The following is a 12,181-nucleotide window of genomic DNA, read 5'->3' on the forward strand; positions in this document are numbered from 1 at the left end:
TCAAACGCCACCGTGCCGTCGCGACCAGGTACGACAAGCTCGCCGTACGCTACGAGGCCACCGTCCAGATCGCCATCATCAACGACTGGCTGACCTGCTTATGAAACACGCCCTAGGGCCGCTCGACTCGCCCGATGAGCTGCTTGCGCTCCCACTCGACGTACCGTCCGCTCTCGCCGAGCATCGAGGCCATCAGCCACAGGAACACGCCGAAGTCGTCGGCGACGCCGAGGAGCACCAGGAAGTCGGGGACGAGGTCGACCGGCGAGACGATGTAGACGAGGCCGAGCGCCATCATGGCGAGCTTGCCCTTGCCCATGCCCGCGTAGTCGCCGCGCATCACGCCGCCGATGAGGCGGGGGATCGCCCTGACCCTGGCCATCACACCGGGCGTGCCGGGCTTGCTGACCTCGCGATAGGTCTTCCAGGCCGCAGCGGCCCTCGATGCCTTCACCATGCGAGCTACCTCCTCTTCGCGATATAACGCAATACCCGCCGCGTTGGTTCCCTAACGCCTTGGTTCTCTAACGCAGCGCCGAGTGCTCGAACGGGTGCGCGCGCTCGATCTGGGCGGCCAGCCGTACCAGAAGGTCCTCCCTGCCGGCCGCGGCGACCAGTTGCACGCCGACGGGCAGCCCCTCGGCAGTCCGGTACAGGGGCAGCGAGATCGCCGGCTGCCCCGTCGCGTTGAACGGCGAGGTGAAGGCGACGGCGGGCCCCGTCCGCCCGAACGAGGTGCTCAGATCGCCGGGCGGCAACCACCCCAGCGGGTACGGCGGGACGCCGAGCGTGGGCGTGAGCAGCACGTCGTGGCCGCTCCACCAGGAGGCCATCCGGCGCCGGTAGCCGTCGATCCACTGCAGCGCGAGGATGTGGTCGACCGCGCCGCGCCTGCGCCCCGCCTCGGCCATCGCGCGGTTGCGCGGCTCCAGCTCCGACAGCTCCACCGGCTTGCCGCGCCACCTGCCGATGCTCTCCAGCTCGGCGCCACGTTGGCGGCCACGATCGCCCCGAAGTGGGCGGCGAACTCCGCCTCGCCGAGCGCCTCGGGCCAGCTCTCCTCCCTCGCCCTGCGCGGGACCCTGGCTGGAGCGGCCCTTCGTCGGCTTGAGCCCCACGAGCCCGCACTGACCGGCCGGGATCCTGATCGAGCCGCCGCCGTCGCTGGCCGTCGCCACCGCGACCAGGCCCGCCGCGACCGCCGCCGCCGACCCTCCGCTGGAGCCGCCCGCCGAGTAGGCGAGATCGTACGGGTTGCGGGTAGGCCCGTACGCCGCGGGCTCGGTCGTGATCGTCGTGCCGAACTCGGGCGTGCTCGTCCGCCCCAGGATCACGAAACCCGCCTCACACAGGCGGGTCACCGCGTGCGCGTCGGCGGCCACCTCCACGCCGTCGAGCGTGGCCGACCCCGCGTTGTACGGCTCGCCCGCCTGCGCCCAGCCGAGGTCCTTCACCAGGATCGGCACCCCGCGGAACGGCGCGCCTTCCGGGAGGTCGTCCAGCTCGGCCAGCGCCCGCTCGAACCTCGGGTGCACGATCGCGTTGAGCTCGTCGTCGTGCGCCCTGATCTTCGCTATGGCGGCCTCGACCAGCTCCCTGGGAGCGACCCTCCCCTCGCGTACGGCCTGCGCCTGCCCGACCGCGTCCAGCCTCAGGACCTCGTCCACGCACGTCTCCTTCCCGCCACGAACCTCGCCGCCCTTCACCCTCTCCCGACCGCCGCCCGCAGGGAACCCCGAGATCCCCCCTCTCCCGCACAGAACCCCGGCATCCGCGCTCGCCCGCGCAGACCCCAGCGTTTCGCTCTCTCCCCACGCCCTCGCGCGCGCGGATCCCCGGCATTTCCCCTTTCGCCACGCCCACGCCCGCGCGGACCCTCCCGCGCCCCGCCGGCGCGGACCCCGGCCTTCAATCCGGAACCACCTGCCAGGGACGGCCGGTCGGGCAGGTCAGGGGGCCAGGGCGCGGACCGCGTCGGGGATCGGCAGGTCGCCGGGGACGGGCGCGAGGATCGGTGTGTCGAGCCCGTTGTCGACGTACTCCCGCACCCTCGCCCTGCACGTCTCCGCGTCACCATGGACGATCAGCGCGTCCACCACCTCGTCGGGGATGGCCTTGAGCGCCGCCTGACGATCTCCCGCCGCCCACGCCTCGTGCATCGGCCGCAGCACGTCGGCCCGGCCCAGCCAGTCGTGGAAGGCCGCATACGCGGGCACGGTCAGGTAGCTCGCCAGCATCCACCTGCCCAGCTCGCGCACCTTGTCGGCGTCCTCACTCACGCAGACGAAGATCCGCGCGATCAGCTCGGTCGAGGAGCCGATCTCGGCCCGCACCCGCCGTACGTCCTCGGGGGACAGCCAGTTGGTGATCGCGCCGTCCGCCTCGGCAGCGGCCAGATGGAGCATCCTCGGCCGCAGCGCCGCCAGCACGATCTTCGGCGCCTGCTCGGGCGCGCGTTCCAGCTTGAAGCCCTTCACCTCGAAGGTCTCGTACCGCTCCGACACCTTCTCCCCCGCCAGCGCCTTCCTGAGGAAGCGCAGGGTGTCACGCGTCCTGGCGTACGGCTTGCCGAACTCGACGGCGTTCCACCGCTCCACGATCGCCGGTGACGAGGACCCGATGCCGAGCACGAACCGTCCCGGCGCCAGGTCGGCCAGCGTCGCCGCCGACTGGGCCAGCAGGCCGGGCCCACGGGTGAACACCGGCACGATCGCGGTGCCCAGCCTGGCCCCGGGCGCCCACTCCGCCGCCATCGCCAGCGGCACGAACGCGTCCGCGCCGTTGACCTCGGCCGACCAGATGTCGGTGTAGCCGAGCCCCGGCAGGTCGGCGATCAGCTCCTTGGAGCCGGCCAGGGAGCGGTCGAAGAAGGGAATCGTCATGCCCCAGTTCTGGGTCATCGCCGGCCTCTCTGCGGGGGTTCGGGTCGTCACACAGGACCATACCAACCAGACGGTATGCCGCCACGCGGATCGTTCCTGTTCCTGCCAGCAAGGCCCTGACGTGCTAGAACAGGCACCGTGAGACGACGAGAGCGGGCGGCTTTCGCAACGGCGTTGAGCATGCCCTTGGTCACAATGGGCCCGTGGGCCGCCGCGACCCCTCCTCCGCCCTGCCAGTTCCTGCTCGTGCGCGCGCCGATCTTCTGCGTGGTGCCGACTCCGGTACGGCCGGCCGTACCCGCCAGACCCACACCGCCGCCCCCGCCAGGGCTCACCTCCGCACCCCCGCCCGCGCCCACGCCCGCCCCTCCACCCGAGCCAACCCCAGCCCCCGCCCCGGCCCCCATCCCTGCCCTCAACCCCGCCCCAGCTTCCGGCGGCCTGGCCCCCGCTCCATCCACGACCGCGCGACCGGCTCCCCTGACCCACCCCACCGTCGCCCTTCAGCCAGCCGTCCCCACCCGGCCGACCGCAGGCCCCCAACCAGCCCTCACCACCCGCCCAGCCCCGACCCAGCCAGCAGGACTCCAACCGCCGAACGCCACCCACCCCACCGCCGCGCTCCTACCGGCGATTTCCCAACACCCAGCCGCGACCCTTCCCCGAGCGATCCCACCGCGCACAGCGGCCCTTCCACCAGCGATCCCATCGAGCTCGGCCGCAGCCCTTCCCCCAGCGATGCCCAGGCGCCCAATCGCAGCCCTTCCACCAGCGACCCCACCGAGCCCGGCCGCAGCCCTGCCACCGGCGATGCCCCCACGTCCGGCCGAGGCTCGCACGACCGACCTCCCGCCGCCGATCGCGACGGCCGCTCAGCCCCACTCTGGGTGACCGAGCCGAGGAGGCCGCTGAAGAACCTGCGGCCACGCCCCGGCGCCGCCGGCGGGGTCAGGCCCTGAGCTCGTGGACCGCCGCGATGAAGTCCTTCGTGATACCGCGCAGGCCGGGCAGGTGGGACAGCCCGACCAGCCGGTCGACGAGCGGCACGCTCACCTCGATGAGCCGGTAGGTGCGTGCGCACCCGGGCGAGGTGTCGTGCACCCAGTACAGGACGATGCCCATGGACATCAGCCACAACAGCTCGGGCAGTTCCTCGCGCAGCTCGGCGTCCATGCGGTCGCGTGAGCCCTCGACGACCTGCCGGTAGATGGCGATGGACGCCTCGCGGGCGGGCGTCGACTGGGCGCTGAACGGGCTGAGCGGGTTGGTGGGCTCGGCGGCGTGCTTGAAGAACTTCACCGCGAACTCGTGGTACGGCGCCGACACCCGTACCCACTCCCTGAGCACGCCCTCCAACCGGGCCGCGAACGAGCGCTCGGTGGCCAGCAGCTCCCGGCAGGCCTCCTCGTGCTCGATCTGGGCACGGTCGTAGTACGCCTGCACCAGCTCGTCCTTGGAGGCGAAGTAGTAGTAGGCGTTGCCGACGGAGACCCCCGCCTCCGTCGCGATGGCCCGCATCGTGGTCGCCTCGAAACCGCGTTCCCTGAACAGGCGCAGGGCCGTCTCGACAATGAGCTCCCGGGTGCTCTCCGACCCTCGGGTTCGCGGTTCGGACACGCTCGTCACTTTACCGAAGGTCCGGAGAAAGCCTCTGCCTTCAGTTCAGGCCTGGGATGAATGCGCTCCTCCTCAAGTCGGTCCGCGGCGTGGTCATGGAGCCGCCCGATGATCGCCGCCACAGGGTAAAGATCGCCTCCGACGAGGGATCATCTGCGCCGAAGCGTGGCATTGATGACATCAGGCGGAAGGGCAACTCCGCGAAAAGGCCATCACATGTGGATACGTTGGTTGGTGCGGCTCTCCATCGCCGCGCTCATCGCCATACAGACCTGCATCATCGCACTGTCATCCGCGGCTTCGGCTGCTCCGGTGCGGCCTGCCTCGACCGTCGAGCAGGACGTCGTCGAGGCGCGACCGCCGATCATCAGCACCTATGAACTGCAAAGCGTGATCAGAGTCGCCCACTGGTACACGGGGGCGACCGAACAACCGAAGGTCGACCTGTCGCGCGCCATGCCGCGCACGACAGTGCGCGTCTCGCACACGTTCGCCATGGACAGGCTGTCGTCGGCGGGCCTGCGCTGGAAGTCCAGTGGCAACTGCACCGACAAGAACAACCGCGTCTGCACGTCGCTGCAGGCCGTCAGATCCGCCACGGTCACGGGGGCGATCGACCTGAAGAGGAACAGCGGCTGCAAGATCGTGGTCACGGGAGGCACCGAGACGGGACACGCGCCCGGCCGCTACAGCCACGGGGCGGGCTACAAGCTGGACATCCGCCACAACCGGTGCATCGACCAGTACATCACCGACACCTACGATCGGGCGGGCGTGCGCTCCGACGGGGCCGCCCTGTACCGGTCGGACACGGGCACCGTCTTCGCCAGCGAGTCCGACCACTGGGACATCCTGTTCCGCTGACGTTCTTTCATCCTGTACGGCAAGCCGGCCTGGCGCCTCCGTGGGCGCGTGGTCCCGTCCGTCGAAGGCGCGCCGCCCAGCAGGACTCCGGCCCCCGCCGCAACGGCGCCCGTCACGGGAACCCATCACAGGGGCCCGTCACGGGAAGCCCGTCACAGGAAGCCCGTCACGGCGACCCGCAACGGAAAGCCCATCACGGCTGCCCGTTGCGGGAAGTGCATCACGGCTGCTCGTTTCGGGACGCCCGTCACCAAGGGCTCGTCAACGGGTCCGTTGCGGCGGGCAGGGGGGCGCACGAGGAGCGTCCCTTGGACGGTCATCGGCCGGTGACCACGCAGGCGCGTGGCACGGCTTGCCGTACAGACGAAGACCGGAAGCGCACGGAGACGGACCCCCGGAAAGGACCAGAGCACCGGCCCCATGAAGACAGGAACCCCCCGACCGGGCGGTCGGAGGGTTCCTGAGGGAGTCGGTCAGAACTCCGCGGCGACCAGTTCGGCGATCTCCGCCGCGTTCAGGGCCGCGCCCTTGCGCAGGTTGTCGCCGCACACGAACATGTCGAGCGTGTTCGGGAAGTCGACCGCCTGCCGGATGCGCCCGATGTAGGTCGGGTCGGTGCCCACCACGTCCACCGGCGTCGGCCAGACGCCGTTGGCCGGGTCGTCCATCAGGACGACCGTCGGCGCCGCCTCCAGAATGCGGTGCGCGTCGGCCACCGTGATCTCGCGCTCGAACCTGGCGTGGACCGCCAGCGAGTGCGTGGTCACGACCGGCACCCGCACGCAGGTCGCCGACACCTTCAGGCCGGGGATGCCGAGGATCTTGCGCGACTCGTTGCGCAGCTTCAGCTCCTCCGAGGCCCAGCCGCCGTCCTTGTAGGAGCCCGCCCACGGCACCACGTTGAACGCGATCGGCGCCGGGAACGGCGAGTCGGCGTCGAGCTTGTTGGCCAGCGCCTTGCGCACGTCGCCGGCCGCCTGGCCGATGGTGCGGTCGCCGGCCAGCGCCTCGACCTCGTCGTACAGCCGCGCGGGGCCGGCCACGCCCGCGCCCGACACCGCCTGGTAGGAGGCGACGACGAGCTCCTTGAGCGTGTACTCGGCGTGCAGCGCGCCGATCGCGGCCATCATCGACAGCGTGGTGCAGTTGGGCGTCGAGATGATGTTGCGCGGCCTGGTGCGGGCGTCGAGCGGGTTCACCTCGGGAACGACCAGCGGGACGTCGGGGTCCATCCGGAACGTGCCCGACTTGTCGATCGCGATCGCGCCCCGCTGCGCGGCGATCGGCACCCATTCGGCCGACACCTCGTCGGGGACGTCGAAGATGGCGATGTCGACGCCGTCGAACACCTCGGGCGCGAGCGCCTGCACGACGACGTCCTCGCCGCGCACCTGGAGGACCTTGCCCGCGCTGCGGGCGGAGGCGACGAGACGGATCTCGCCCCAGATGTCCTCCCTGGTCGAGACCAGTTCGCGCATCACGGTGCCCACGGCACCGGTCGCCCCGATCAGGGCAAGGGTGGGCCTGCTCATCGTCCGCTACCTCCGTACACCACTGCTTCGACCTGGTCCGAGTCGAGGTCGAACGCGCGGTGCGCCGCGGCCACGGCCGCGTCGACGCCGTCCTGACCCACGATGACCGAGATGCGAATCTCCGAGGTGGAGATCATCTCGATGTTGACCCCCGCGTCCGCGATCGCGGCGAAGAAGGTCGCGGTGACGCCGGGGTGCGAGCGCATGCCCGCACCGATCAGCGACACCTTGCCGATCTGGTCGTCGTACTGCAGCGACTCGAACCCGATCTGGTCCTGGATGCGCTTGAGCGAGGTGACCGCGGTCTGGCTGTCCGTCGCGGGAAGCGTGAAGGAGATGTCGGTGCGACCGGTCGCGGCAGCCGAGACGTTCTGCACGATCATGTCGATGTTGATCTCGGCTTCGGACAGCGTTTTGAAGATGGCGGCAGCCTCTCCGACCTTGTCGGGGACCCCGACAACGGTGATCTTGGCCTCGCTCCGGTCGTGCGCGACGCCGGAGATGATCGGCTGCTCCATCTCGGTTCCTTCGGTGTAAGGGTCGGCCATGACCCACGTGCCTTCTTTGGTGCTGAAAGAGCTGCGCACGTGGATCGGCAGGTTGAACCTGCGAGCGTACTCGACACTGCGCAGGTGCAGGATTTTCGCCCCGCAGGCGGCCATCTCCATCATCTCCTCGTAGGAGATCCTGGGGATCTGCCGTGCCTGCGGCACAATGCGCGGATCGGCGGTGAACACCCCGTCCACGTCCGTGTAGATTTCGCACACGTCGGCTTCCAACGCCGCCGCGAGCGCGACCGCCGTGGTGTCGGTGCCGCCACGGCCCAGCGTGGTGATGTCCTTGGTGTCCTGCGAGACGCCCTGGAAACCTGCCACGATCGCGATGTGGCCCTGGTCGAGGGCCTCCCTGATGCGGCCGGGCGACACGTCGATGATGCGTGCCTTGCCGTGTGTGGAGTCAGTGATCACGCCCGCCTGCGAGCCGGTGAACGAGCGTGCCTCGTGGCCCAGGTTGGCGATCGCCATCGCCAGCAGGGCCATCGAGATGCGCTCACCCGCGGTCAGCAGCATGTCGAGCTCGCGGCCCGGAGGCAGCGGCGACACCTGCTCGGCCAGATCGAGCAGCTCGTCCGTCGTGTCGCCCATCGCGGAGACGGCCACGACCACATCGTTGCCGGCTTTTTTCGTCGCGACGATCCGCTGCGCGACCCGCTTGATGCAGGACGCGTCGGCGACGGATGAACCACCGTACTTTTGCACAACGAGCGCCACGAGAGTCTCCCAGTCTGGACTGTGAGCTGCCAGTCTACTGGCGGCGTCTCATGCACCCGGAGGTACAGACCACTATGTGGACAACCAGGCGGACTTAGGTGGACAACGCCTCGTCGGCCACGTCAAGACGCGAGTGCGCGGCAAGGGCCTGAAGTGCGCGCATGGCCGCGCCCGCGTGGTTGCCCCACGTGTTGAAGTAGGAGTACTGCCACCACCACAACGCCTCGAGCGGCCGCCCCGCGTGATAGTGGCGCAGGCCGTGGATGAGGTCGGCGGCCACGGCCGTCAGGTCGTCGGACAACCGGTACGGCGTGACGGAGGTGTCCTTGTAGGGGTCGAACACCTCGGCGTAGTCGTCGACCGCCTCCAGCCGCTCGGCCAGCGCCGTACGGACGCCGTCAACGTCGGGATCCTCGCTCAACGGCGGCTCCCAGTTGCCGGACAGGATGACGTCCTGGCTGGCGCCGAGTTGGGCGCCGGCCAGGCTCACCTGGGCGACCTCGACAAGGAGCAGCGACCAGATGGCGTCGCCGCCCTCACCTCCCGCCACCCTGGTCAGGCCGTCCAGATAGTTCTGCGCGTGCCCTGCGATCTCGTCGGCGAGAACGCTCCACTGATCAGACATCCAGGAGCCTCCGTCCTTCAAAAGCGCGGCCCAGGGTGACCTCGTCGGCGTACTCGAGATCACCGCCAACAGGCAGGCCGCTGGCCAGTCGTGTCACCTTCACGCCCATGGGCTTGACCAGGCGGGCGAGATAGGTCGCCGTCGCCTCCCCCTCGAGGTTGGGATCGGTGGCGAGGATGAGCTCGGTCACCCGGCCGTCGGCCAGGCGGGCCATCAGCTCCCGAATGCGCAGGTCGTCGGGGCCGATGCCGTCGATCGGGCTGATCGCCCCGCCGAGCACGTGGTAGGTGCCGCGGAACTCGCGCGTCTTCTCGATCGCGACGACGTCCTTCGACTCCTCCACCACGCAGATCACCTGGGGGTCGCGCCGCGCGTCGCGGCAGATCCGGCACTCCTCCTCCGAGGCGACGTTGCCGCAGACGCGGCAGAACCGGACCTTCTCCTTGACCTCGAGCAGCGCGTGGGCCAGTCGCTTGACGTCGACGGGATCGGCCGCCAGCAGGTGGAAGGCGATCCGCTGCGCGCTCTTGGGACCGACGCCTGGGAGCATGCCCAGCTCGTCGATCAGGTTCTGTACGACCCCTTCGTACATGGCCTAGAACCCTGGAAGCTGGCCGAGACCGCCGCCGCCGAGCCCCTGGGCCAGCGGGCCGAGCTTCTCCTGCTGCAGGTCGGCCGCCGCGCGCACGGCGTCGCGAACGGCCGCGATGACCAGATCGGCGATCGTGTCGGCGGTGTCCTGCGGGTCGTCGGCGTCGACGACACTCGGATTGATCTTCAGCTCGAGCAGCTCGCCGGATCCGTTGACGACGGCCGTGACGAGGCCGCCCCCGGCCGAGCCCTCGATCTGCGCGTCGTTGAGCTCCTGCTGGGCGCTCACGAGCTGCTGCTGCATGAGCTGAGCCTGCTCCAGCAGCTGCTGCAGGTTGACATCCCCTGGGTTCACCTTCGTGCGCTCCTCGTCGGCTCCGCGTCCGTAACTGTCACGAGCCTACGGTGTCTGAGCGCCGACATGTACTGGCAGGCGCAAGCGTTTCGACTTTGTGGACGGTCGCCGTTGTGGACGGCCTTTTTGGACGGCCTTTATGGGCGGTCGCGCCGTCATGGCCGGGTCCCAGCCCCCCTCCAGCGTCCGGGACCCGGCCATCACGCCGACAGGAGCGGCCGCACCACGCCAGCGTGACTGCGAGGAACAGTAGCGAGCACAACGTTGCACACACGTTGCGAGCGATCAATCACCCTGAGCAATCCCCCGAAAGGCTTGCGTGAAGGAGGGGATAGCACGATGCTTCGCCGTACAGCTTGACTACCTGGAGTGGCCAATGAGTTACGGTCTGCGGCTTCGCCGGATCCTGGAAACAGGGGTGGGAGCGCCTCGCCAGCTGATCAACGCCTCCTGGCAGCGGTCGTTGGAAGCCGGCGTCGATCCGGAGAGCCCCGCGGCGCCGCTGGTCTACGACGGCTCCCTCATCAAGGACGTCCGCACGGCGCACCCCCTTCAACCCCTGCTGCCGATGCTCGCCCACAGCCTGAAGCAGATGGCCGACGAGTCCGAGCACATCATGATCGTGACGGACGCCGATGGCGGCGTCCTGTGGCGCGACGGCGACCACGGCACCATGCGCCGCGCCGACCTCGTCGGCCTCGCCGACGGACACCACTGGTCGGAGACCTCGGTCGGCACGAACGGCATCGGCACCGCGCTGACCACCCGCAAGCCCGTCCACGTCTACTCGCAGGAGCACCTGCTGCGCGTGCTCCACTGCTGGTCGTGCAGCTCGGCGCCGATCATCGACCCCGACACCGACACCGTCCTCGGCTGCGTCGACGTCAGCGGCACCACCCGCAGCCTGCACCCCGCCACCGTCGCGCTGGTCGCCACCACGGCCAAACTCGCCGAGGCTCAGCTCGCGCTGCGGATGTACGAACGCGACGAGCGCCTGCGCCGCCGCTACGACCGGCTGCCCCCGCGCTCCGGCGTCCTGATCGCCGCCACGGGGCGGGTCCTGTCCGGCGATCCCGCGAACCTGCTCGGCGCCCGCATCCACCTGCCCGAACCCGGCTCCACCAGCTGCCCCGCCGGGATCCTCGAACCGTTCTTCGACGGGTTCCTGCTGCGTCCCGCCGAGCTGTCCGAGCCGCTGCCGCTGCGCCTCACGTTCCTCGGCGACGGCCAGCCCACCGTCCGGTACGGTGACCGGTCCCTGCCGCTCTCGCTGCGTCACGCCGAGATCCTGACGCTGCTCGCCCTGTACGCGAGGGGCCTTACCGCCGAGCAACTGTCCTATTACCTCTACGGCGACGACGGCAACCCGGCGACCATCCGCGCCGAGATCTACCGGCTGCGGATCCAGCTCGGCGGGGCCGTGGCGGCCAAGCCGTACCGGCTGATGGCGCCCGTCGTCGCGGACTTCCTCGAACTACGACGGCTCCTCGCGGGTGGCGACGCCTCCGCGATCGCCCGCGCCTACACGGGGCCGCTGCTGCCCCGCTCGGAGTCGCCCGAGATCAGGTGCGCGCGTGACGAGCTTGAAGTGCAGGTCCGCACGAGGCTGCTCACCTGCGGCTCCGCTGATGACCTGTGGGCTTATGCGCAGACGGCCAACGGGCGCGACGACTTCCAGATCCTCGAACGCGTGGCCGCCACCCTGCCGTTCACCGACCACCGCGCCGCCGCCGCCCGCGCCCGCCTGTCCCCCTGACCCAGGCGCGAGGCCCATCGGCAGTGCCTCGAAACGCAGTGCCTCGAAACACAGCAGCCCGCCACCATCGAAGCCCGGCCCGCGAGCTCCGGCACACAGCAGCCCGCCAGACGCTCACCACCACAATCGGGCCGCCCACCGACCGTGCCTCGACACACAGCAATCCGTCAGACGGTCACCACCACATCGGACCACCCACCGGTCGCGCCTCCACGCACAGGGTCCCTTCAGGTGATCGGCACCACATCGGGCCACCCACCGCTCGTGCCTCCACGCACAGCGGCCCTTCAGGTGATCGGCACGCTTACCCCGGTGAGGGCTAGCGTGCGATGGCCGGTCAGGTGTGGTCGATCTCGCCGATCATCTGGGCGCCGAGCTCGCGCTGCAGCAGGGCCATGCCGCCGAGCTCGTCCACATCCGCGTCGGCGTCGTTGAGCGGATCGACATCGTCGGACTCGGGGCCACGGTTCCGCCCCGGGATCGCGTCGGGCCAGCCGCCCGCGTTGCCGCCGCCCTGACGGAGTGATGGCGCGCGCGGACCCGCCTGCGCGGCCGCCTTGGCCGCCGATCTCGCCGCCGCCAGCCCTGGACTGGGTGTACGGCTGGTCGCCTGCGTGGGACTCGGCATAGGCGGCGTGCCGTAATCCTGGTCATCGGGTGCCTGCGGCCACGACTCGTCAGTCGTCAG

At 70.0% G+C, this 12,181-nt stretch carries 12 protein-coding genes; 2 read left to right on the forward strand and 10 right to left on the reverse strand.

From position 1 onward, the window contains the following. Positions 1 to 112: 112 nt before the first annotated feature. From ACFXJ8_RS28690 to ACFXJ8_RS28710, 5 genes are all read right to left on the reverse strand, one after another. On the reverse strand, positions 113 to 457 hold the full coding sequence (locus ACFXJ8_RS28690; RefSeq protein WP_379647089.1) for a YkvA family protein: 345 nt from the start codon (positions 455 to 457) through the stop codon (positions 113 to 115). A 67-nt stretch (positions 458 to 524) separates the two neighbouring features. Beyond that, positions 525 to 1,667, reverse strand: coding sequence for an amidase (locus ACFXJ8_RS28695; RefSeq protein ID WP_379647090.1), 1,143 nt, complete (start codon positions 1,665 to 1,667; stop codon positions 525 to 527). Between the two features lie 282 nt (positions 1,668 to 1,949). Then, entirely contained in the window at positions 1,950 to 2,900 is a 951-nt protein-coding gene (locus ACFXJ8_RS28700; protein ID WP_379647091.1) for an LLM class F420-dependent oxidoreductase, read from the reverse strand. 930 nt (positions 2,901 to 3,830) lie between these two features. Continuing rightward, positions 3,831 to 4,499 carry a TetR family transcriptional regulator gene (locus ACFXJ8_RS28705; RefSeq protein WP_379647092.1) on the reverse strand — a complete coding sequence of 223 codons (669 nt, stop codon included), beginning with the start codon at positions 4,497 to 4,499 and terminating at the stop codon, positions 3,831 to 3,833. A 212-nt stretch (positions 4,500 to 4,711) separates the two neighbouring features. Further along, positions 4,712 to 4,873: a hypothetical protein gene (locus ACFXJ8_RS28710; RefSeq protein WP_379647093.1), complete on the reverse strand. Its 162-nt coding sequence runs from the start codon at positions 4,871 to 4,873 to the stop codon at positions 4,712 to 4,714. A 16-nt stretch (positions 4,874 to 4,889) separates the two neighbouring features. Here ACFXJ8_RS28710 and ACFXJ8_RS28715 point away from each other — a divergent pair, with 16 nt between their 5' ends. Next, positions 4,890 to 5,363 (forward strand): hypothetical protein, encoded by a 474-nt coding sequence (locus tag ACFXJ8_RS28715; RefSeq protein ID WP_379647094.1) that lies wholly within the window; start codon positions 4,890 to 4,892, stop codon positions 5,361 to 5,363. A 473-nt stretch (positions 5,364 to 5,836) separates the two neighbouring features. Here ACFXJ8_RS28715 and ACFXJ8_RS28720 read toward each other — a convergent pair whose 3' ends face one another. The 5 genes from ACFXJ8_RS28720 to ACFXJ8_RS28740 form a co-directional block, all read right to left on the reverse strand. Then, a complete protein-coding gene (locus ACFXJ8_RS28720) occupies positions 5,837 to 6,895 on the reverse strand; it encodes an aspartate-semialdehyde dehydrogenase (RefSeq protein WP_379647095.1) in 1,059 nt (352 codons plus the stop codon). Further along, positions 6,892 to 8,166, reverse strand: a complete 1,275-nt coding sequence (locus ACFXJ8_RS28725) for an aspartate kinase (protein ID WP_379647096.1) — start codon at positions 8,164 to 8,166, stop codon at positions 6,892 to 6,894. Before ACFXJ8_RS28725 ends, ACFXJ8_RS28720 begins: the two co-directional genes overlap by 4 nt. Positions 8,167 to 8,260: 94 nt before the next feature. Then, positions 8,261 to 8,791, reverse strand: coding sequence for a DUF5063 domain-containing protein (locus tag ACFXJ8_RS28730; protein ID WP_379647097.1), 531 nt, complete (start codon positions 8,789 to 8,791; stop codon positions 8,261 to 8,263). Then, positions 8,784 to 9,383 carry a recombination mediator RecR gene (gene recR / locus ACFXJ8_RS28735; RefSeq protein WP_379647098.1) on the reverse strand — a complete coding sequence of 200 codons (600 nt, stop codon included), beginning with the start codon at positions 9,381 to 9,383 and terminating at the stop codon, positions 8,784 to 8,786. The genes ACFXJ8_RS28730 and recR overlap by 8 nt, the downstream gene beginning before the upstream one ends. A gap of 3 nt (positions 9,384 to 9,386) precedes the next feature. Then, positions 9,387 to 9,737 carry a YbaB/EbfC family nucleoid-associated protein gene (locus tag ACFXJ8_RS28740; RefSeq protein WP_379572898.1) on the reverse strand — a complete coding sequence of 117 codons (351 nt, stop codon included), beginning with the start codon at positions 9,735 to 9,737 and terminating at the stop codon, positions 9,387 to 9,389. 376 nt (positions 9,738 to 10,113) lie between these two features. Between ACFXJ8_RS28740 and ACFXJ8_RS28745 the strand changes: the two genes are divergently transcribed. Further along, positions 10,114 to 11,493 (forward strand): GAF domain-containing protein, encoded by a 1,380-nt coding sequence (locus ACFXJ8_RS28745; protein ID WP_379647099.1) that lies wholly within the window; start codon positions 10,114 to 10,116, stop codon positions 11,491 to 11,493. The last annotated feature ends 688 nt before the right edge of the window (positions 11,494 to 12,181 follow it).

The sequence above is a fragment of the Nonomuraea sp. NPDC059194 genome (assembly GCF_042754765.1).
In the GTDB taxonomy this organism is placed as follows: domain Bacteria; phylum Actinomycetota; class Actinomycetes; order Streptosporangiales; family Streptosporangiaceae; genus Nonomuraea.